This is a genomic window from Novosphingobium sp. 18050 (assembly GCF_902706195.1).
In the GTDB taxonomy this organism is placed as follows: Bacteria; Pseudomonadota; Alphaproteobacteria; order Sphingomonadales; family Sphingomonadaceae; genus Novosphingobium.
Genome location: NZ_CACSJO010000009.1, coordinates 13707 through 34621 on the forward strand (window position 1 = coordinate 13707; position 20915 = coordinate 34621).

Below are 20915 nucleotides of genomic sequence, written 5' to 3' on the forward strand. Positions count from 1 at the left end.
GCCAAACCGCCTTGCACAGGCGTTTTTAGCGTGCACTTTATCAACTAACGCAGCCCGCTTTGCCCGTGGGAAATGACAATCGATATTATATCCCTCGGCTCGCCGCAGGACTCGTCCGACTCGGCTCGATTCGACAAAGTGCCGGGACCAGTCGATTCGCCTTGGTAATAACCCCCTGCTAGTTGGCCCGCCGGGACTGAGACAATAGATTTCCAGCGGGGTCGTTTTGCTATCCATTTCAGCCGGGGCGTTCTTGCAGCGCCTCAGGACTGCGTTTCCCGATCGTGAGTTCATCATGCGATCGCAGGGACAGGTCCGTTTCATCCGCATTTCTTCGCGGAGCCAGAAGATCGCCGCAGGCGTTGCAGTATGCGTCCTTGGCGCCTGGTGCGCCTCGGTCGGTGCGCTGGCCCTGTCGCAAGTCTCCACCGGCACCGCGCAGGCCGCGCTCGCCGGGCGCGAGGCCAAGGTCGCCCGGGCCGAGCATAGCGTCGAGCAGTACCGCGAGAATATCGACACGGTCGCCTCCGACCTCGCGCGCCGCCAGAAGTTCATCGAACAGATGGTCGATGCCCACATCAGCGATCTGCCCGAAAGCACCGAAGCCGCGCAGCCGGAAGCCGCCGACGAAACCGGCGCCAAGGTGAAGAAAATCAGCGCCCTGATGCCCGAAGCCGGCGCCCTCGCCCGCATCGAGGCCGCGCAGATCGCCATGGTCGATCGCCTGACCCGCTACGCCGACACCCGCTCCAGGGCCGCCAGCGATGCAATCCGCAGTCTCGGCCTCAATCCCAATGCCATCAGGACCAGCGCCCGTACCGCCGAGGGTGGTCCGCTGGTGAAGCTCGTCACGTCCGGCGACGGCAGCGTCGATCCCCGCTTCCGCCGCATGGGCCAGAGCCTGGCCCGCATGGGCGCGCTGGAGAACGGCCTTGCCTCGATCCCGCAGGTCAGCCCCGCACATGTCGCCTATGTCTCGTCCAGCTACGGTTATCGGTCCGACCCCTTCACCGGCAGCGCCGCATTCCATGCCGGGCTCGATTTCCCCGGCCCGATGGGCTCGCCCATCTATGCCGCCGCCAAGGGCCGGGTCACTTTCGTTGGCCAGAAGTCCGGCTACGGCAACTGCGTGGAAGTGAGTCACGGCAACGGCCTGATGACCCGCTACGGCCACCTTTCGGGCTTCCGCGCCCACGTTGGCCAGAAAGTCGATGCCGGCGCGCTGATCGCCGCAATGGGCAGCACCGGCCGCTCGACCGGCTCGCACCTGCACTTCGAAGTGCGGGTCAACGACCGGCCGGTCAATCCGCGCCCGTTTCTCGAAGCGGCCCAAACCGCACAGAGCAACCTCCAGAACAACAATCAGCCACAGAAGGAGAGAAGCTGACATGGCCAAGGCCTTCATTAGCTCCCGCGTCACCGGCACCAGCACGAGCTTTTCGATGCTGGGCTCGGACACCACCATCACCGGCAACATCCAGGCCAGTGCAGACCTGCACATCGACGGCAGCGTCGATGGTGACATCACCTGCAATTCGCTCGTCCAAGGTGAAGGCAGCGAGATCACCGGCGCCGTGCGTGCCGAATCGGTGCGTATCGCCGGTCTCGTACGCGGCTCCGTCGCCGCCCGCGAAGTGGTGATCCTCAAGACCGCCCGCATCGAAGGCGACGTCGCCTATGACGCGCTGACGATCGAACAGGGTGCTCGCCTCGAAGGGCGCCTCAGCCCCAGCGGCGGCCAGATACCCCCGGCTATGGCGCGCCTCCCGGCCGTCGAACCGGAACTGATGCTGCCCGCCGCGGCAGAATGAATCCCGGCGGGCGGTTCAGCCGCCCGCCACTTCGAACCGCAGCGCCTTGCGGTCCAGCTTGCCGACCTTGGTTTTCGGCAGCTTCGCGCGTGGTTCGACGCGGTTCACCTGCTCGTGCCTGCCGACGCGGGCATTGAGCCACTCCGCGATATCCTGCGCCTCCCCCTTCTGCCGCGGATCGAGGACGACGAAAGCGCGGGGCCGTTCGCCAAGATAGGCGTCCGGCACCCCGATCACCGCAGCCTCGCGCACGGCGGGATGGGCCAGCAACACCGCCTCGACCTGGCTTGGGAAGACCTTGAAGCCAGCCACCGCGATCATGTCCTTTATGCGATCGACGATGTGGACATAGCCATCCTCGTCGATCATCGCGACATCGCCGGTGCGCAGCCAGCGCCGCCCTTCCCGCTCCACGAAGACATCCGCGTCAGGGCGATTCCAATAGCCGAGCATGACCTGCGGGCCGGCGATCGCCAGTTCTCCCAGCTCGCCGGCAGCGGCGTCGCGCGTACAATCGTCCGTGTCAAACAGGCGCAAATCCGTGCCCGGCAGCGGATGCCCGATCGAGCCGGCCACTTCGCGCCCGTCGAACGGGTTGGCTGCTACGACTCCGGCCGTCTCGGTAAGGCCGTAGCCCTCGACCAGCTTGGCCCCGCTCGTCTTGTCGAAACGCGCCTTGAGCGAGGCGGCCAGTGGCGCCCCTCCGGAGATGCAGGTGAAGAGGCTAGACAGGTCGGTCCGCCCCATCTGCGGATCGTCGAGCAGCGCCTGATACATCGTCGGTACGCCCAGCATCGCGGTTACCTTGAGGCGCTCTACCGTAGCCAGTGCCTGGACCGCCTGGAATCGCGGCAGCATCGCGATAGTGCCGCCGTCGTAGACCGTCCGGTTGACGACGCAGGCATTGGCGAAGACGTGGAATAACGGCAGCACGCCCAGAATTACGTCGCGCTGGTGCGCGTGCGGGTCGATCGCCTCGATCTGGCGGGCGTTGGCGGTCAGGTTTTGGTGGCTGAGCATCGCCCCCTTGGGCGTCCCGGTCGTGCCTCCGGTATATTGCAGCATCGCCACGTCGACGAGCGGGTCGATGGCGACCGGCTGCGGTTCTGCGCCAAGCAGCAGGTTGCGCCATTCGAGGACGTCGGCAGCACGGGGTATCGCAGCGATCCCGCCTCGCTTGAACAGGCGCATGCCCAGCCCCTGCCAGAACGGCATTTGAGCACAGAGAGGGACAACCACCAGCCATTCCAGCGCCGATGCCCGCAGCACCTGCATCGCCGTCGGCAGCAGCCCCGGCACGTCAAGCGTGACGAGCAGCCGCGTGCCCGAATCGGCGACCTGCGCTTCCAGTTCGGCAGCGGTATATAGCGGGGAAAAATTGACCACGGTGGCGCCCGAGATCAGCACGCCGAAATAGGCGGACAGATGGGCCGGGACATTGGGCAGGTATAGCCCGACACGGTCGCCCTTGCCCAGTCCCAGCGACTGCAAGCCACTGGCAAAACGGCGCGCCTCGACGGCAATGTCGTCGTAGGTGAATTGTCGGCCGAGAAAATCGACGAGTACGCGGCGGCCATGTTCGGCGACGCTGGCCGCAAACATTTCCGTCATCGCCAGCGGGGCGAATGACTGCTCCCACACACAAGGATGCGCGTAGCATTCCTGCCAGGCCCTTGGGCCCACCCTCTCTTCCATGGGCGCAAGGTTAGCCTCGCGCAGGCGCGAGCAGCAAGGTCTTTATGTGTAAATGTAAACATAGCCGACAGATGACTGAAGCACCTGCCGGCTATATCTGTTTACTGATTGCGCTCTTCGGCCTCGGCGGCACGCTTGGCTTCGAGCCAGGCGGCGACTTCGGCTTCCTGCGCGGCCGCGCTGGCGGCCTGGACCTGGGCCTGACGCTCTGCGCGCAGTTCCTCGATCAGGGCGTCGCGGTCGTCGGTCAGACGCTCCTTGGTCAGGTTCTCGTCTTCCTGGATGCCGGCCTTCTTGGCTGCCTTGGCAACCAGGGCGTCCAGTTCGCGCTGCGAGCACAGACCCAGCGTAACCGGGTCCTTCGGCGTGATGTTGTTGATGTTCCAGTGCGAACGGTCGCGGATCGCCGCAATCGTGTTGCGCGTGGTGCCGATCAGCTTGCCGATCTGCGCATCCGAAACCTCGGCGTGGTTGCGCAGGATCCAGGCGATGCCGTCCGGCTTGTCCTGACGCTTCGAAACCGGGGTGTAGCGCGGGCCCTTGGTACGGCTCGCGGTGACCGGCACCTTGTGCATGCGCAGCTTGTATTCGGGGTTGGCCTGCCCCTTTTCGATCTCTTCCATGGTCAGTTCGCCGGCACGAACAGGGTCGCGGCCGGTGTACTTGCTGGAGGCCAGATCGTCGGCCATGGCCTGGACTTCAAGCATGTGGAGACCGCAGAACTCTGCAATCTGCTCAAAAGTCAAAGAAGTGATGTCGACCAGCCACGAGGCGGTCGCGTGCGGCATCAGCGGAGTGGGCTGGCTCATGTCTCTATCCCCGGCGGAAACAATAAGGGCCACCCCTGCGGAGTGGCCGTACCGTGCCGATTTAGGGAAATTTTGCGCAATGGGCAAGCGAAAGGCTTGATTTTTTGCAGGAGAGTGCCTGAAGTTTCACGTGGAACCGCCGGGCGCATGCTCTGCCCGGCCTGCCGCAGGCTGAACTGCGCCCGCCGCAGTTCAGACCTCCAGCACAATCTTGCCGATGTGGTCGCCGGCTTCCATCCGCGCGTGGGCCGCTGCGGCTTCAGCCAGCGGAAAGCGCGCATCCATAACCGGGCGCAGCAGGCCCTCTTCCACCAGAGGCCAGGCGCACCCGGCGATTTCCTGCGCGAGCAATGTCTTGAACTCGTCCGAACGCGGCCGCAGCGTCGACCCGGTGAGCGTATAGCGACGGCTCATGACCACGGCCATGTTGATCTCCGCCTTCGCTCCGCCCTGCACCGCGATGGTGACATGGCGTCCGTCCGGCGCCAGACACTTGAGATTGCGCGAAACATAGCTGCCCGCGACCATGTCGAGCACGAGATCGACCCCCCTGCCCCCGGTCAGCCGCGCGACTTCCTCGACGAAATCGCTCGTCTTGTAGTCGATCGCGTGGGTCGCCCCGATCTTCAGCGCCGCCTCGCATTTCTCGGCCGAACCGCAGGTGACAATGACCGTCAGCCCGAAATGACGGCCCAGCATCGCCGCCATCGTACCGATGCCGCTGGTGCCGCCATGGACCAGCAGCGTCTCGCCCTCGCGCGCATGACCACGCTCGAAAACGTTGTGCCAGACGGTAAACAGGGTTTCAGGCAGCGCAGCGGCCTCGTCCATTTCGAGGCCTTCCGGCACCGGCAGACAGTGTCCTGCCCTCGCCAGGCAATACTGCGCATACCCCCCGCCGGAAACGAGCGCGCAGACCTGTTGGCCGGGGATGAACTCGGTCACTCCTTCACCCAGAGCCGCGATCGTGCCCGAAATCTCCAGCCCCGGAATCGGCGAAGCGCCCGGCGGCGGCGGATAGTTGCCCGTCCGCTGTACCACATCGGGCCGGTTCACCCCGGCGAACGCCACCCGCACCAGCACCTCGCCGGGCCCCGGCCTTGGCACCGGGACGATTTCGGGACGGAGAACTTCGGGACCGCCGGGCGAATCGTATCCCACGGCCGTCATCATGACAGGAAGGTCAGCTAACATGGTCGCAGGTGTTGCCACAGTGGACGACTACGGGGAACACACTTTCGGACCATTGACAGGCGCCAATTCGAGTCCGATGCTGCATTGCAATGGACGATTATGATCGACCGCGGCGGCGGTCGTCCGAAGGCGACTTCGGCGCCGCCAGCCTCCTCGCCAGCGAAAGCCTGGAGCGCTATTCGCTGGACGAACTCGACTCACGTATCGTTCTGCTGGAAACCGAAATCGAACGCATCCGCGCGCACCGAAGCGCGTCTTCCGCCCACCGGCTTGCGGCCGATGCCCTGTTCAGGCCGCGATCATCTTGATCCGCGCAGCCTCGCCTTTCCGCTCCCGTGCAACGTCTCCGCACGGGCAACCTCGCAACCCTCCTGATCATTCCTATATCGATCCCGAAACCTCTCACCGCCAAACTCCCTTGTACGGAGAGTCGTCCCTCACAATGAAGGTCGCATAAATGCCAAGTTTCGCGCAAAGCCTTGAAAAGACCCTGCACTCGGCTCTGTCTCACGCGTCTGAGCGGAGCCACGAGTACGCGACGCTCGAGCACCTGCTGCTCGCGCTGATCGACGATACGGACGCGGCCCAGGTCATGCAGGCTTGCGGCGTGGACCTTGGCGATCTGGGCGACGTGGTGCGCCAGTATCTCGACCAGGAATACCAGTCGCTCAAGACCGAGGAAAAGGGCGATCCCGCCCCTACTGCCGGTTTCCAGCGGGTGATCCAGCGCGCCATCCTGCACGTCCAGTCCTCCGGCAAGGACACCGTGACCGGCGCCAACGTTCTTGTCGCCCTGTTCTCCGAACGTGACAGTTACGCCGTCTACTTCCTGCAACAGCAGGACATGAGCCGCCTCGACGCCGTCAGCTATATCAGCCACGGCATCGGCAAGGGCGGCAAGCGCATCGAGGATCGCAGCCCCAAGGGCGCGTCCGACGAGAACACCCCCACGCCCGAAGACAAGAACGAGACCAAGCCCGCCGCCGGAAACAAGAAGGATTCCGCGCTCGACCAGTTCACCGTCAACCTCAACGAAAAGGCACTGAACGGCAAGGTCGACCCGCTGATCGGTCGCGGCCCCGAAGTGGACCGCACGATTCAGATCCTGTGCCGCCGCTCCAAGAACAACCCGCTCTACGTGGGTGATCCGGGCGTGGGCAAGACCGCGATCGCAGAAGGACTTGCGCGCAAGATCGTCGAGGGCGAAGTGCCAGAAGTGCTGGCCGAAGCGGTGATCTACTCGCTCGACATGGGCAGCCTCCTGGCTGGCACCCGCTATCGCGGCGATTTCGAGGAACGCCTCAAGCAGGTCGTCTCCGAACTTGAGAAGATGCCTCATGCGGTCCTCTTCATCGACGAGATTCACACCGTGATCGGCGCCGGCGCCACCAGCGGCGGCGCGATGGACGCCTCGAACCTGCTCAAGCCGGCTCTGTCGGGCGGCACGATCCGTTGCATCGGCTCGACCACCTACAAGGAGTTCCGCAACCACTTCGAAAAGGACCGCGCCCTGCTGCGCCGGTTCCAGAAGATCGACGTGAACGAACCCACGATCGAGGACACCATCAAGATCCTCAAGGGCCTGCGCACGGCCTTCGAGGAGCACCACAAGGTCAAGTACACCCCCGACGCCATCAAGACGGCGGTGGAGCTTTCAGCCCGCTACATCAACGACCGCAAGCTGCCCGACAAGGCGATCGACGTGATCGACGAAGTCGGCGCGATGCAGATGCTGGTGCCCCCCAGCCGCCGCAAGAAAACCATTACCGCCCGCGAGATCGAGCAGGTCATCGCGACGATGGCGCGCATCCCGCCCAAATCGGTCAGCTCCGACGACAAGAAGGCGCTCGGCACGCTCGAGCGTGATCTCAAGCGCGTCGTCTTCGGGCAGGACAAGGCGATCGAGCTGGTCTCGACGGCAATGAAGCTCAGCCGCGCCGGGCTCCGCGATCCGGAAAAGCCGATCGGCTCGTTCCTGTTCTCCGGCCCCACCGGCGTCGGCAAGACCGAAGTCGCCAAGCAACTGGCCCAGGTCATGGGCATCCCGATGCAGCGCTTCGACATGTCCGAATACATGGAGCGTCATTCGGTCAGCCGCCTGATCGGCGCGCCTCCGGGTTATGTCGGGTTCGATCAGGGCGGCTTGCTCACCGATGCCATCGACCAGCAGCCGCACTGCGTTCTACTGCTCGACGAAATCGAGAAAGCCCACGCCGACCTGTTCAACATCCTGCTGCAGGTGATGGACAACGGCCGCCTGACCGACCACCACGGCAAGACCGTCGATTTCCGCAACGTGGTGCTCATCATGACCACCAACGCGGGCGCTTCGGACATGGCCAAGGTCGGCATCGGCTTCGGCGATGTGTCCAAGCAGGACGCCGGTGAAGAAGCGGTGAAGCAGCTCTTCACGCCTGAATTCCGCAACCGCCTCGATGCGATCATCCCCTTCGCCTATCTCGCCAAGGACACGATCAGCCGGGTCGTGGACAAGTTCATCCTCCAGCTGGAACTCCAGTTGGCCGACCAGAACGTCCACATCCAGTTCGATTCGACCGCCCGCGAATGGCTGGGCGACCGCGGCTACGACAAGCTCTACGGCGCCCGCCCGATGGCCCGCGTCATTCAGGAGAAGGTCAAGCAGCCGCTTGCCGAGGAACTGCTGTTCGGCAAGCTGGCCCACGGCGGCGAGGTCCACGTATCGGTCAAGGAAGACGCGCTCAACTTCGAGCTGACGCCTTCCCCACCCAAGGTGACCAAGGCCAAGAAGAAAACGCCTGTGAAGCGGGTGACGAAGAAGTCTGGTATCGAGCCGGAAACCAGCTCCGACGACTGATCCTTGTAACAGGCAATGAAGATGGGGTGGGAACCGCAGGGTTTCCGCCCCATTTCTTTTTCATGGCCCGCGAATTCTCCTGGATTAGACCCGAACCCTGGGGAATCCATGTCGTCCCTGCAGACTGCTGGATCGATCCGGCACGTCCCGTTGATCGGGCACTGGTTACCCACGGCCACGCTGACCACGCACGCGGCGGCCATGGCGCAACTTTCGCCACCCCCGCCACCCTCGCCATCATGAAGCTTCGCTACGCCACCGAAGAAGGCGCTGTGGCCGTCCCCTACGGCGATCGTATCGAACTGCCCGGAGGTGTCCATGCCACGTGGATTCCCGCCGGCCACGTCCTCGGCTCGGCGCAAATCCTCCTCGAACACGCGGGCGAGCGGATCGTCGTCACCGGCGACTTCAAGCGCCGACCCGACCCGACCTGCCCGCCCTTCGAAGTCACCCCCTGCGACGTCCTCGTCACCGAGGCGACCTTCGGCCTCCCCGTATTCCGGCATCCGCCGGTAGAGGAAGAGGTCGGCAAGCTACTCACCGCCCTCGCGGCCAATCCACAGCGCTGCGTGCTGGTGGGCGCTTACGCGCTGGGCAAGGCGCAGCGCCTGATCGCCGAACTGCGCCGCGCCGGGCACCGCGATACGATCTGGCTCCACGGCGCCATGGAACGAATGTGCCGCCTCTATGAGGAATGGGGTATCGATCTGGGTGATCTGCGGCTCGTCTCGGACGCAGGCAAACAGGACCTCGCGGGAAGTGTAGTCCTCGCCCCGCCCTCCGCCCTGAACGACCGCTGGAGCCGCCGGCTGCCGGACCCGATCACCGCGATGGCCTCAGGCTGGATGCGCGTCCGCCAGCGAGCGCGGCAGCGGATGGTCGAACTGCCGCTCATCATCTCCGATCATGCGGACTGGGATGAACTGACGCAGACGGTGGTGGACGTGAATCCGGCCGAGACATGGATCACCCACGGGCGCGAGGAAGCCATGTTGCGATGGTGTGAGTTGAACCAGAGGAAGGCCCGGGCTTTGGCGCTTGTGGGGTATGAGGATGAAGATGATTAAGACCTGGGGCCATCGCCCCAGACCCCCTTACTGGCGGCGTTGCGTGTGCAGTTACGGCGGATGCGTATGGTGACGGCCGAGTTACTTATAGCCGCCGGCGGTCTTGTTGTGCGGGCAGCAGCGCGCAGGCTCTCCCCATCCACTTTGTCGTCCCTGAGCGAGAATGACGTGCGCACCCAAGGCCCCTGCGCACACGGCGCCGCCAATAAAGGGGGCTGGGGCGATGGCCTCAGGTCTTCGTTCCCCTTCTGATGGAAAACTTCGCCGCCCTTCTGGACGCTCTGGTCTACACCCGAAGCCGCAACGCCAAACTCAAGCTCCTGGCCGATTACTTGCGCGAAACCCCCGACCCGGACCGAGGCTGGGCCCTTGCAGCGTTGACCGACGGGCTGGATTTTCCGGCAGTGAAAAGCGCAACCATCCGCAACCTGCTGACCGAGCGCATCGACTCCGTCCTGTGGACCCTGAGCCGCGAATATGTCGGCGATTCGGCCGAGACCGCAAGCCTGCTCTGGCCCGAGCCTGCAGAGGCGCCCTCCCCGCCAACTGTCTCCGAGGCGGTGGACGCGCTATCGCGCATGACCCGCGGCAACGTCATGGTCGAACTCCCCCGGCTGCTCGACCGGCTCGATGCGAATGGGCGTTATGCCTTGCTCAAGCTGGCCACGGGAGCGATGCGGATCGGCATTTCGGCCAGGCTTGCCAAGACCGCCTTCGCGCAGGCTTTCAGCGTCGCGGTGGAGGATGTGGAGGAGCATTGGCACGGCCAGACCCCGCCATATGCCGCGCTGTTCGACTGGGCGGCGCATGGGGGAGAGGCGCCCAGTTCGGAAAACCTGCCGCTATTCCGGCCCTTCATGCTCGCGCATGGGCTGGAGGACAGCGAGGTCGATCTGGCCGACTATGCGGCGGAATGGAAATGGGACGGCATCCGCGTGCAGGTGGTCCACGCTGGCGGCGAAACCCGCGTCTATTCCCGCTCCGGCGACGATATATCCGCCACTTTCCCCGAAATTGCCGAGGCGCTGGCGATCAACGCGGTGCTGGACGGCGAACTGCTGGTGCGCGGCGCGCATCAGGGCGGGGAGGCGGGCGGCGCGGCAAGTTTCAACGCCTTGCAACAGCGCCTTGGCCGTAAGACGGTCAGCAAAAAGATGCGGGAGGAATATCCGGCGTTCGTAAGACTTTATGATGCCTTGATTGTCGAGGGAGAAGACCTGCGCCCCCTGCCCTGGGCCAGGCGCCGGGCAGCTTTGGAGGATCTGGTACCCCGGCTAGACCCACAGCGCTTCGACATCAGCGGAGTCATCCCGGCGGACGACTTTGCGCAATTGGCCGCCATCCGCGAGCGGGCACGGGACGATGCCATCGAAGGGGTTATGCTCAAGCGGCGCGACAGCCCTTATGTAGCGGGTCGCAAGACCGGGCTCTGGTATAAATGGAAGCGAGATCCGCTGCTGATCGACTGCGTGCTGATGTATGCCCAGCGCGGCTCGGGGAAGCGCAGTTCGTTCTATTCGGACTACACCTTCGGCTGCTGGGACGGCGATCCCGATACGGGGGCGGAACTGCTACCGGTGGGCAAGGCCTATTTCGGCTTCACCGACGAAGAGCTGAAATGGCTCGACCGCTACGTGCGTGGTCACACCGTGAACCGCTTCGGTCCGGTGCGCGAAACCGACAAGTCTCTGGTGTTCGAAGTGGCCTTCGATTCCGTCCATTCAAGCAAGCGCCACAAGTCGGGCGTCGCCATGCGCTTTCCCCGCATCAGCCGCATCCGCGCCGACAAGCCCCCCCACGAGGCAGACCGCATAGAGGCCCTGCGCGCCCTCATCCGCGATTGACCGTGATCAAGTTCCACGTGAAACTTTTGGGATAGGAAGGACGCTAAGCCCCTTTGCCCAGGAGAGATCACCCTTGTCCGTCGACACCCAGCCCAAGCCCGCCGAGAATCCAGGCACTCCATTCTACCGCCTGGGAGGCGCTCCCGTGTTCGAGGCAATTGCCGAGCGCTTTTACGATCTGGTCGAACAGGACTCCGCCTACGCGCAGCTTCGCGCCATGCACGCTCCAGATCTTGCGCCCGTGTGTGCGTCGCTGCCGAAGTTCCTGGCTGGATGGGCAGGCGGCCCGCGCGACTGGTTCGAAGCCAATCCCGGCCGCTGCATGATGAGCCTGCACAAGCCGATGACCATCGACAAGGCCGTCGCCGGCCAATGGGCCGAAGCGATGCAGCGCGCGATTGCCGACGTAGCCCCCGAGCCTGCCGACATGGCGCGGGCCATGGGTGATATTCTTGCCGATATGGCGCGCGCCATGGGGCGCTGAAGCCGCGCTCGTCCCGGAGGAATTCTAGACCGAAATGCTGAACTGCTTCTCGCGGGACGTGGCCCCGCGCAGGAGTTCCAGCCGCGACGGTGCCAGGCCCAGCGCACGAGCCAGCAAGTCGCGCACAGCCTCATTCGCCTTGCCGTCCTCCGGCTTGGCGCGGACTTTGACGAGCAGGCGGCCGTCCGCAATTTCCAGCGATTCGACTTTCGCGCCGGGCGTCACGCGCAGAGCCAGACGCCCTTCCTCGTCGATGAGAACGCGCAAGGCGTCGGCCGATGGCAGTTCTGCCTTCGGCCGCGCCATCAGCTTTTCAGCCCAAGCGCCTCGGCATGCATCCGGCCATTGATGACATAGCCCTTCACGCCAGCCTGGTTCGCGGCGACCGCCGCATCGTCAAGATCGCGCAGGTACTTGGCGGGGCGACCCATCCAAAGCTGCCGCGCGCCGATGCGCTTGCCGGTAAGTTGCGCCCCGGCGGCAAGCATGCCGTCCGATTCGATGTAACTGCCGTCCATCACGATCGCACCAAGTCCGACGAACGCCCGGTCCTCCAGCGTACAGCCATGGATCATCGCCAGATGGCCGATCAGCACGTCATCACCGATGATGGTGGGGAAGCCGTCCGGGTTCGACGGCTTGGGGCTGTCACAGTGGACCACGGTGCCGTCCTGAATATTGGAGCGCGCGCCGATCACCACGCGGTGAACGTCAGCGCGGATCACACAGTTGTACCAGATGCTGGCGTCAGGCCCGATCTCGACATTACCTATGATCCGGCAGCCCGGCGCGATGAATGCGCTGGAGTGTATCCTCGGTGCCTTGCCGTTGATCGCGGCCATGGTGATGTCGGTGCGGTTCTCTATCATGGGTTTCCTGCCAGCCTGCTCCAGCGGACATAGGGGAAAATGGAGGCGTGATCATCCGTCCAGGGTCCCGGCGCCCGTTCTTCGAGGGTCTTCCATGGGGTATCGGGCGCCCTGCGCGCAAGGGTGCGCAGCACGTCTGCATCGCGCGAAAGCGCGATCCAGCGTGAGGGCGTGTAGCGCGTATCGTCTTCGGGAAAGTCGAGCCGCGATAGCGCCGCCAACCCGCTATCCTGCGCAGTAGCCCCGATGACGGGCGCGAGATCGATGTAACGGTTGGAAATGTGCAGCACCAGCAGCCCATGGGGCGCAAGGGCGCGCAAGTAGACCTGCATGGCCTCACGCGTCAGCAGGTGCATGGGAATGGCGTCGGACGAGAACGCGTCGATCACCAGAACGTCGAATGCGGCGGCGGGCAGCGCGGCCAGTTCCAGGCGCGCATCGCCGATGATCACCCGCGCATCGGGCGTGCACTGGCGCAGGAACGTAAAGCGGCCGCTGGTGGAAAAGTGTAGAACCACCGGGTCGATCTCGAAGAAAGTCCAGTCCTGCCCTGCCTGCGCCTGACAGGCGAGTGAGCCGGTGCCCAGTCCCACCACGCCGACCCGCGCCATTGCCCCTTCGAGCGCAGGGACTGCCGAAAGGGCCAGCGCCACGCCGGAGGTCGGCCCGTAATACGTCAGAGCATCGCGCGAATGCGCCGGATCGAGCGACTGCTCGCCGTGCAGCGTTGTTCCATGGGCCAGGGTTCGCAGCCTGCCCTCGTGGTTATCGCGGATGGTGTAGATGCCGAAATAGCTGCGCGTGCGCTCCCCGGCCAAAGTTGCGCGGATCGTCAGGATGCCGCCCTGCCCGACCATGGCCATAGCCAGAACCGCGACGAGCGCCCCGCGCCAGGCCATGACCATCACTCCGCTCCCGACCAGGAATATCGTCAGCAGCAGCGCGAAAATAGCGCTCTCCGGGCGCATCGCGTAATCGTTCAGCTGCCAGGTCAGAAACGCGGCGAAACAGAGCAGCAGGACGAGCATGATACGCGCCATGCCCAGTTCGATCCCGTCGTTGTCGCGCCAACGCAGCAACGGCTCCAGCGGCATCAGCGCGGCAGCCGCGAGCACAAGCAACGGATGCTCCCACGCCCAGTCGAATACCAGCGGCGCGATCAACGCGGTGAAGAGGCCCCCCAGCGCGCCGCCCGCCGACATCGTCAGATAGAAACGGGTAAGCTGCGCTGCGCCGGGGCGGAGTTCATAGAGCCGGCCGTGCAGCGCGCTCGCCACACAAAAGAGGAGGAGGCAGGCCCCACCCGCCATCCATAACGTCCCCGACCCGCTCGACGTCATGGCATAGCTGCCCGCAAACAGCACCACCACCGGCGCGATGCGGCTCACCGCCATGACCGGCCCGCGTCGGTCGGCGAAGGCAAGGACGAAGCTCAGGAGATAAAGGCCCAGCGGGATCACCCAGATCAGCGGCATCGCGAAGATGTCGGTAGTGAGGTGGGTGGTCGTAGAGAGCATCAGGCCCGAGGGCACGGCGGACAGCAGCAGCCACAGGGTGATAGTGCGCCAACCGATGGGGGCAGCTGCGCCCTCCTCCACGGCAGCGGCGGGAAGGTTGGGGAGGTTGCGCCTACTGAACGCGGTGGCTGCGACCAGCACCACCAGCAGGGCAAAGCCCGCAGACCACCCCATACTCTGCGCCCGCAGACTGAGCAGCGGTTCCGCCAGCAGCGGATAAGCGAGCAAACCCGCGAAACTGCCAAGATTCGATGCAGCGTAAAGCGCCCAGGGCTGCCCGCTTTGCGGATCAGCAGCGAACCAGCGCTGCATAAGCGGCGCCTGCGCGGAAACGACGAAAAATGCCGGGCCGATGCTGAGGCCGAGCAGCAGGGGCACGCGCAACACCTCAGGCAGCCCGGCCATCGGCGGCATGCCAATGAGCCCGACCGGCAACGTCAGTGCAGCAAGAAGCAGTAGTGCTATATGAATCGTCGCCTGCCGGCGCAGCGGCAACCTGCCCAGCAGGTGAGCGTAGGCGTAGCCGGCCAGCAGCAGCGCCTGATAGACCAGCATCGCGCTGTTCCAAACGTTGGGCGCCCCTCCCAGCCGGGGCAGCGCCATGCGCGCCACCATAGGCTGGACCAGGAACAGCAGGAAGCTGCCGACCAGGATCGTGGTAACGAACAGCCCGCGCGCAGGGCCAGCCTTCCGGATCAGGGGCAAACCTGCCCCGCTTTGTCCTGCCCCGCTCCGCCGTTCACGCGCCAGCCTTTAGCGGCGATGGAATGAACGATGATATTGCCCGCTGGTGGATCGAAGCGGGCGTCGAGGAAATCGAGATCCTCGCGGCGGACCATGCCAAGGCGGGTCATCAGGCCCCAGCTAGCCGCATTCTCGATATTGGTGATGGCGAAGATTTCCGCCGCGCCGAAACGGTCGAACCCGGCATCGAGCGAAGCCGCAGCAGCTTCTTTCGCATAGCCCCGCCCCCAGGCGTCATCGCGCATCCGCCAGCCGATCTCCATCTCGCCGATAAAGCCAGCGCCGGGCGCATCGATCAGCTTCAGGCCGCAGAAACCCAGAATCTCGCCGGAAAGATGCCCGCCGTCCGCTTTGCGTTCCAACACCCAGAAGGTGTGTCCGACGCGCTCCTGAAAGCCGACGACCCGTTCCTCGAATAGCGCGACCTTGTCAGCATTCATCACCCCACCCAGCCAGCGCATGACGGATGGGGTGTTGGTGACTTGCGCAAAGCGATCGATATCACCCTCTCGCCAGTCACGCAGGACCAGCCGCGATGTTTCCACGTGGAACATCTCAGCCGTTCAGCAGGCGCGCAGCGTGAGCAGCGTGGTAGGTAAGGACGCCCGAGCAGCCCGCACGCTTGAAGGCGAGCAGCGTCTCCAGCACCATCGCGTCGCGGTCGGCCGCGCCGGCGGCGACAGTATGTTCGATCATCGCGTACTCGCCCGAGACCTGATAGGCGAAGACCGGCACCTCGAAGCGCTCCTTCACGCGGCGCACGATATCGAGGTAAGGCAGGCCCGGCTTGACCATGACCGTGTCCGCGCCCTCGGCAAGGTCCATCGCCACTTCACGCAAGGCTTCCTCGGTGTTGCCGGGGTCCATCTGGTAGCTTTTCTTGTCACCCTTGAGCAGCCCGCGCGAGCCGACCGCATCGCGGAACGGGCCGTAGAACGCCGAGGCATACTTGGCCGCGTAGCTCATGATCTGGACATTGGTATGGCCGGCGTCTTCCAGCGCATCGCGGATGGCGCCGATACGGCCGTCCATCATGTCGGACGGGGCGATGATGTCCGCGCCCGCATTCGCCTGATTGAGCGACTGGCCGACCAGCGCTTCCACCGTCTCATCGTTGAGGACATAGCCCGCCTCGTCGATAAGCCCGTCCTGCCCATGGCTGGTATAAGGATCGAGCGCGACGTCGGTCAGCAGGCCGATCTTATCCCCCAGCGCATCGCGGACCCCGCGGATTGCGCGGCACATCAGGTTGTCGGGATTGAGCGCCTCGGCGCCGTCCTCGCTGCGGCGCTCGGGCTGGGTGTGGGGAAACAGCGCGAGGCACGGGATACCAAGCTCCACCGCTTCCTTCGCGCGCGCGACGATGCCGTCGACCGACCAGCGCGAAACACCGGGCAGCGAGGCGATCGGATCTTCGACGCCCTCGCCCTCGGTGACGAACAGGGGCCAGATCAGGTCTGCCGGGGTCAGCAGGGTCTCGCGGTGGAGAGCGCGGCTCCAGGCGGTGGCGCGCACGCGGCGCAGGCGGGTGTGGGGATATGTGCCGGTCATAGGCAATTGCTTGCCGCAAAAAACCCTCGCGTTCAATCGCTCCGGGCTTGAGAAGGCCGACTAGCTGCCGCCGCCGGGCGCAAGCTTGTCGATCTCACGCTGGGCTTCGGCAGCCTCGCTCTGCGCAGAAGCCACGGAACCAAGTGCAGCGCCGGGTTCCACGCCCAGCACGGCTCGCAGCCGCGCCATGAACGCATCGCGCTCCTTGCCGTCGATCTGCGGGCGCGAGACGATGGCGATGCCGGAGGGGTTGATAGTGCGCCCGCCGCGATAGGCCTCGAAATGCAGGTGCGGCCCGGTGGAAAGCCCGGTCGAGCCGACATAGCCGATCACCTGCCCCGCCCGAACGCGGCTGCCATTGGCCACGGCGATGCGGCTCATGTGACCATACCCGGTGTCCAGCCCGCCGCCATGCTGAAGTCGGACGTAGTTGCCATGGCCGCCGTGGCGCCCGGCGAACGTTACCGTGCCATCTGCGACGGCGTAGATCGGCGAGCCATAGGGCGCGCCGAAGTCGATGCCTGCATGCATTCGCACATAGCCCAGGATCGGGTGCTTGCGGGCGCCGTAGGGCGATGTAATGCGCCCGCCTGCCACCGGCTGTCCGATCTGGACGCTGCGCGCCTGGCCGACCGCACCGGCGGAGAACATCTCGCCGTCCTTGCCCCAGCGCAGCAGTTGCAGGCGCGGTTTTCCAGCGCGTTCGACCCCGGCGTAGAGCAAGTCGCCCGCCTGCCGCTCCCCTTTGGCCGAGCGCTTGTAGGCTACGACGAAATCGAACTGGTCCTGCGCGTTCAGATCGCTTTCGAGGCTCAGGTACTTGTCCACCGCACGCAGATAGGACTGGATCGCGGTGACCGGCGCACCGGCATTACGCGCCGAGCGATAGAGGCTGGAGCCGACCGTGCCGCGAATGCGCAGCGGCGTCTCGTCGACGCGGATCGGGCGGCGCACCAGCGCCAACCCGCCTCCACTGCGCTCGATCGACAGGTCGAGATCGAAACGGGCGCGGAAATCGAGCGAATCGAGGACGCGCGCCGCTCCCGCCGCCGGACGTTTGCCCAGTGTTATGTCGAACTGCGTGCCCGAGGCGATATCACCCACCGGCACCGCCTGCCCGACGAGCTGCGAGACGCGTGCAATGTCGCTGCCGCCCAGTCCGGCACGTTCCAGCATCCGGCCGAGACTGTCGCCCTGCCCCAGCGTGGAGACGAGCTGGATCGCCGGACGCTCGGGAACGCTGGCAAGCGGGCGCACCAGCGGCGTCGCTCCCATGTGACGGCCGCTGTCGGCGCCCAGCGCCAGCGGCGCGATCGACTGGCTGCGGAATTCATCGCGCTCACGCACATGAAGAGGCATCGCGGTGGCCGCCTCCACGGCGGAAAAATCAGGGCTCAAGGCAATCGCGGCCGCGCTGAGGCCCAGCATCGTTGCAAGGCCGCGCAGCCATGTACGGCTGCCGATGTCGTTGGCCAGATCGGGGGCGAGGTCTGCACGCGCGCACCATGCTTCCACCGCCTCGCGGCACTGCGCAAACCGCCCGAGAGGCAGCGGCTGCTGCTGGTCCTGTTCCGGCACGGCAGGCTGCACGCGGGCGAAAGGCGCAGGGAAGGCAAGGACGACAGAGGCCTCGCGCGGCTTCGCCGCAAGCGTCTGCACGCCCGCAAACGAGGCGACCTGCGCAGCCTCGTCACCATCGCAAATCTCGGCACGATCGCTGCTCTCTTGCTTGCGCTCGTGCTTCAGCGGCCTGAACAAAATGCCCGGTCCCTATGCCATCACGGGGGAGAACCCCGGCAACCCACCTGAGGGTCTCTTACCAAATCCCTTGCCCATACAAGGTTAAGACCTGCCTAAGATTGTGGATTTGGGGGGTGATTTCGGCGAGCTGACTCTTGCGAGCGGCGAGCCGCAGTGCCACATTCGATCCAATGGCTAATGATCGGAATGCCTCGGCCCGAAACGATGCCCCTAGCGGGGTAAAGGCGGTGCTCGGGCCGACGAACACCGGCAAGACCCACCTCGCCATCGAACGCATGTGTGCCCATTCCAGCGGCATGATCGGCTTTCCGCTGCGCCTGCTGGCACGCGAGGTCTACGACCGCGTGGTCAAGATCAAGGGCGAGAACAGCGTCGCTCTGATCACCGGCGAGGAGCGTATAGAGCCGAAACACGCGCGCTACCTGATCTGCACGGCTGAGGCGATGCCGGTGACGGAACGCTCGATGGCCTTCGTCGCCATCGACGAGGCCCAGCTCGCCGCCGACCGTGAACGCGGCCACGTCTTCACCGATCGCCTGCTCCACGCCCGCGGCCGCGAGGAGACGATGATCCTCGGCTCCTCCACTATCGAGCCGCTGGTACGCGCACTCGTGCCCGGTGTGGAGGTCGTCACCCGCCCACGCTTTTCCACCCTCAGCCATGCGGGCGCGAAAAAACTGAGCCGGGTGCCGCCGCGCAGCGCCATCGTCGCCTTCTCGTCGGAGCAGGTCTACGCCATTGCCGAGATGCTGCGCCGCTTCCGGGGCGGAGCGGCGGTGGTGATGGGCGCGCTTTCGCCCCAGACCCGCAACGCGCAGGTCGCGCTCTACCAGTCGGGCGAGGTAGACTACCTTGTCGCCACCGATGCGATCGGCATGGGCCTCAACCTCGATGTAGAGCATGTCGCGTTCGCCGGGCTCTCCAAGTACGACGGGCGGCGCCACCGCCGCCTGACCACCTCGGAAATGGCCCAGATCGCCGGACGCGCCGGGCGGCACCAGAAGGATGGCACTTTTGGCACCTTGACCGGATCGGGGGGCCACGATTCCGAGTTTGAACCTGACGAAGTCTACGCCATCGAGGAACACCGCTTCGCGCCGCTGACCAAGCTGTTCTGGCGCGAACCGGAACCGCGTTTCGACAGTCTCGGCACCCTCATCGCCGATCTCGAAATCCGGCCCGACCGCCCCGAACTGGCACCCGCGCCCGAGGCAATCGACCTTGCCGTGCTCAAGCGCCTGGCCGACGAAGGCGACGTCGCGGATACCGTGCGCGGCTTCGGGCAGGTCCGCCGCTTCTGGGAAGTGTGCCGCCTGCCAGATTTTCGCCAGCAGGGGATCGAGACTCATTCGCGCTTCGTCGCCCGGCTTTGGCAGGACCTGCGTAGCGGCGAACTCGGCGCCGATTTCGTCGCCGGGCAGATCGCCCAGCTGGACCGCACCGGTGGCGATATCGACACCCTGCAAGGCCGCATCGCCGCGATCCGCTCCTGGGCCTATATCGCCCAGCGCCCCGACTGGGTCCTCGCCCGTGACGAAATGGCCGCCCGTGCCCGCGCCGTGGAGGCGCGCCTGTCCGATGCCCTGCACGGCAAGCTGACCGAGCGTTTCATCAACCGCCGGACCGCCGTGCTCATGAAAAAACTGGGACCGGACGCCGGCCTGCTCTCGGTACGTCTCGAAGACGAGGAAGTTCTGGTAGAGGGCGAGCACATCGGCTACCTGCGCGGCTTCGCCTTCCATGTCGATCCGGGCGCGCGCCTGTCTGATCGCAAGCTGCTGCTGGCCGCGGCGGAAAAGCACCTCTCGCGCCTGCTTCAGAAGCGCGCCGATGCGCTGGTGGAGACTATTGCGGGCGAAGACGGGGCAACTGCCATCACGCTGGAGGATGGCACGCTTGTCTGGGACAACCAGAAGCTGGCGAGTCTGGCGCCGGGTCGCTCTCTGCTGACACCGCTGGTCGTCCCCGACCGTACACTCGATGCCGTGCCTGCTCCTTCGCGCAAGGCGCTCATCGCGGCGCTGGAAGGTTGGCTGGCAACCGCGCTGGGGCCGCTTGCCCCGCTCACCAGGCTGGACGAGGCGAGCCGGGCGGCGGATGCCGGGCCGGACCTTCGTGCCCTGCTCATCACGCTGGTCGAGCGCGGCGGCATGGCCGCGCGCGATGAAACCGGGGTGGACCGGCTCGACAAGGGCCGCCGCACCATGCTGGCGCGCCTCGGCGTGAAGGTCGGGGCGCTCGACCTTTTCGTACCTGCCATGCTGCGCCCGCAGGCGATCGCACTATGGCGGGAAATGGCGCGGATCGCCGGAAAGCCCATCGGTCCATCGCCTGAACCACATATGAGCCCCACCTTCCCGGCCGAAAACCACCGCATTCCGCCGGGCTATCGCAGCCTCGGCAAACAGCTCCTGCGCATGGACATGGCTGAAAAGCTGCTGCGCGAAGCGCACGACCTGCGCGGCAAAGCCGATCGCACCGCTACCGGCTTCCTGCTCGATCCGGCTCGGGCGGTATCCATGGGGCTGACCACAGCCAGCTATGCCCGGCTTCTGCGCCTTGCCGGCTTCCAGCCCGTCATGCCCCGCGCTCTCGCTGCAGAGGCGCATGGACCCCCTGCCCCGGTTCGCTGGCGCTGGCGCCCGCCACGCCGCCAGATCGAACCGGAACGCCCCGCCGCGCCGCGCCGCGACAGTGTTTTCGCTGCGTTGGCGGACATGGTGCGGTAATGCC

17 protein-coding genes are annotated in these 20915 nt (G+C 65.3%); 8 read left to right on the forward strand and 9 right to left on the reverse strand.

All coding sequences use genetic code 11. The features are described 5' to 3' along the window. The first annotated feature begins 226 nt into the window (after window positions 1-226). Entirely contained in the window at window positions 227-1387 is a 1161-nt protein-coding gene (locus tag GVL61_RS10735) for a M23 family metallopeptidase (protein WP_159979801.1), read from the forward strand. A 1-nt stretch (window position 1388) separates the two neighbouring features. Continuing rightward, window positions 1389-1811, forward strand: coding sequence for a polymer-forming cytoskeletal protein (locus tag GVL61_RS10740; protein ID WP_159979803.1), 423 nt, complete (start codon window positions 1389-1391; stop codon window positions 1809-1811). A gap of 15 nt (window positions 1812-1826) precedes the next feature. Here the strand turns inward: GVL61_RS10740 and GVL61_RS10745 are convergent, their stop codons facing one another. The 3 genes from GVL61_RS10745 to GVL61_RS10755 all read right to left on the reverse strand — a co-directional run bounded on the left by GVL61_RS10745 (window position 1827) and on the right by GVL61_RS10755 (window position 5509). After that, complete coding sequence (locus tag GVL61_RS10745) at window positions 1827-3413, reverse strand: AMP-binding protein (protein WP_368667121.1); 1587 nt, start codon at window positions 3411-3413, stop codon at window positions 1827-1829. A gap of 194 nt (window positions 3414-3607) precedes the next feature. Further along, window positions 3608-4315 (reverse strand): DUF1013 domain-containing protein, encoded by a 708-nt coding sequence (locus tag GVL61_RS10750; RefSeq protein WP_159979807.1) that lies wholly within the window; start codon window positions 4313-4315, stop codon window positions 3608-3610. 192 nt (window positions 4316-4507) lie between these two features. Then, complete coding sequence (locus GVL61_RS10755; RefSeq protein WP_159979809.1) at window positions 4508-5509, reverse strand: NAD(P)H-quinone oxidoreductase; 1002 nt, start codon at window positions 5507-5509, stop codon at window positions 4508-4510. A gap of 89 nt (window positions 5510-5598) precedes the next feature. Between GVL61_RS10755 and GVL61_RS10760 the strand changes: the two genes are divergently transcribed. From GVL61_RS10760 to GVL61_RS10780, 5 genes are all read left to right on the forward strand, one after another. Further along, the gene (locus GVL61_RS10760) at window positions 5599-5817 is read left to right on the forward strand and encodes a DUF1192 domain-containing protein (RefSeq protein ID WP_159979811.1); all 219 of its coding nucleotides are present in this window, start codon (window positions 5599-5601) and stop codon (window positions 5815-5817) included. Between the two features lie 149 nt (window positions 5818-5966). Then, window positions 5967-8345: an ATP-dependent Clp protease ATP-binding subunit ClpA gene (gene clpA, locus GVL61_RS10765; protein WP_159979812.1), complete on the forward strand. Its 2379-nt coding sequence runs from the start codon at window positions 5967-5969 to the stop codon at window positions 8343-8345. A gap of 62 nt (window positions 8346-8407) precedes the next feature. Beyond that, entirely contained in the window at window positions 8408-9412 is a 1005-nt protein-coding gene (locus tag GVL61_RS10770) for a ligase-associated DNA damage response exonuclease (protein ID WP_159979813.1), read from the forward strand. A 251-nt stretch (window positions 9413-9663) separates the two neighbouring features. Continuing rightward, on the forward strand, window positions 9664-11256 hold the full coding sequence (locus tag GVL61_RS10775) for a cisplatin damage response ATP-dependent DNA ligase (protein ID WP_159979814.1): 1593 nt from the start codon (window positions 9664-9666) through the stop codon (window positions 11254-11256). Between the two features lie 73 nt (window positions 11257-11329). Further along, entirely contained in the window at window positions 11330-11740 is a 411-nt protein-coding gene (locus GVL61_RS10780; protein WP_200844748.1) for a globin, read from the forward strand. A 24-nt stretch (window positions 11741-11764) separates the two neighbouring features. Here the strand turns inward: GVL61_RS10780 and GVL61_RS10785 are convergent, their stop codons facing one another. From GVL61_RS10785 to GVL61_RS10810, 6 genes are read right to left on the reverse strand one after another with little or no spacing between them, the layout of a single operon-like run. Further along, window positions 11765-12046 carry a DUF167 domain-containing protein gene (locus GVL61_RS10785; RefSeq protein ID WP_159979815.1) on the reverse strand — a complete coding sequence of 94 codons (282 nt, stop codon included), beginning with the start codon at window positions 12044-12046 and terminating at the stop codon, window positions 11765-11767. After that, window positions 12046-12609, reverse strand: a complete 564-nt coding sequence (locus GVL61_RS10790; protein WP_159979816.1) for a gamma carbonic anhydrase family protein — start codon at window positions 12607-12609, stop codon at window positions 12046-12048. Before GVL61_RS10790 ends, GVL61_RS10785 begins: the two co-directional genes overlap by 1 nt. Continuing rightward, window positions 12606-14831 (reverse strand): fused MFS/spermidine synthase, encoded by a 2226-nt coding sequence (locus GVL61_RS10795; protein ID WP_235037635.1) that lies wholly within the window; start codon window positions 14829-14831, stop codon window positions 12606-12608. The genes GVL61_RS10790 and GVL61_RS10795 overlap by 4 nt, the downstream gene beginning before the upstream one ends. Continuing rightward, window positions 14822-15424: a GNAT family N-acetyltransferase gene (locus GVL61_RS10800; RefSeq protein WP_159979817.1), complete on the reverse strand. Its 603-nt coding sequence runs from the start codon at window positions 15422-15424 to the stop codon at window positions 14822-14824. The genes GVL61_RS10795 and GVL61_RS10800 overlap by 10 nt, the downstream gene beginning before the upstream one ends. Before the next feature lies 1 nt (window position 15425). Further along, window positions 15426-16421 (reverse strand): porphobilinogen synthase, encoded by a 996-nt coding sequence (hemB, locus tag GVL61_RS10805; RefSeq protein ID WP_159979818.1) that lies wholly within the window; start codon window positions 16419-16421, stop codon window positions 15426-15428. Window positions 16422-16481: 60 nt separating this feature from the next. After that, a complete protein-coding gene (locus GVL61_RS10810) occupies window positions 16482-18179 on the reverse strand; it encodes a M23 family metallopeptidase (RefSeq protein ID WP_235037636.1) in 1698 nt (565 codons plus the stop codon). Between the two features lie 173 nt (window positions 18180-18352). Here GVL61_RS10810 and GVL61_RS10815 point away from each other — a divergent pair, with 173 nt between their 5' ends. Continuing rightward, window positions 18353-20911 carry a helicase-related protein gene (locus GVL61_RS10815; RefSeq protein ID WP_159979819.1) on the forward strand — a complete coding sequence of 853 codons (2559 nt, stop codon included), beginning with the start codon at window positions 18353-18355 and terminating at the stop codon, window positions 20909-20911. Window positions 20912-20915 lie beyond the last annotated feature (4 nt).

Coding starts and splice junctions, on each gene's coding strand:
- GVL61_RS10740 (WP_159979803.1), top strand. CDS start 1,389: ATGGCCAAGGCCTTCATTAGCTCCCGCGTCACCGGCACCAGCACGAGC.
- GVL61_RS10745 (WP_368667121.1), bottom strand. CDS start 3,413: ATGTTTGCGGCCAGCGTCGCCGAACATGGCCGCCGCGTACTCGTCGAT.
- GVL61_RS10750 (WP_159979807.1), bottom strand. CDS start 4,315: ATGAGCCAGCCCACTCCGCTGATGCCGCACGCGACCGCCTCGTGGCTG.
- GVL61_RS10755 (WP_159979809.1), bottom strand. CDS start 5,509: ATGTTAGCTGACCTTCCTGTCATGATGACGGCCGTGGGATACGATTCG.
- GVL61_RS10760 (WP_159979811.1), top strand. CDS start 5,599: ATGGACGATTATGATCGACCGCGGCGGCGGTCGTCCGAAGGCGACTTC.
- clpA (WP_159979812.1), top strand. CDS start 5,967: ATGCCAAGTTTCGCGCAAAGCCTTGAAAAGACCCTGCACTCGGCTCTG.
- GVL61_RS10770 (WP_159979813.1), top strand. CDS start 8,408: ATGGCCCGCGAATTCTCCTGGATTAGACCCGAACCCTGGGGAATCCAT.
- GVL61_RS10775 (WP_159979814.1), top strand. CDS start 9,664: ATGGAAAACTTCGCCGCCCTTCTGGACGCTCTGGTCTACACCCGAAGC.
- GVL61_RS10785 (WP_159979815.1), bottom strand. CDS start 12,046: ATGGCGCGGCCGAAGGCAGAACTGCCATCGGCCGACGCCTTGCGCGTT.
- GVL61_RS10790 (WP_159979816.1), bottom strand. CDS start 12,609: ATGATAGAGAACCGCACCGACATCACCATGGCCGCGATCAACGGCAAG.
- GVL61_RS10800 (WP_159979817.1), bottom strand. CDS start 15,424: ATGTTCCACGTGGAAACATCGCGGCTGGTCCTGCGTGACTGGCGAGAG.
- hemB (WP_159979818.1), bottom strand. CDS start 16,421: ATGACCGGCACATATCCCCACACCCGCCTGCGCCGCGTGCGCGCCACC.
- GVL61_RS10815 (WP_159979819.1), top strand. CDS start 18,353: ATGGCTAATGATCGGAATGCCTCGGCCCGAAACGATGCCCCTAGCGGG.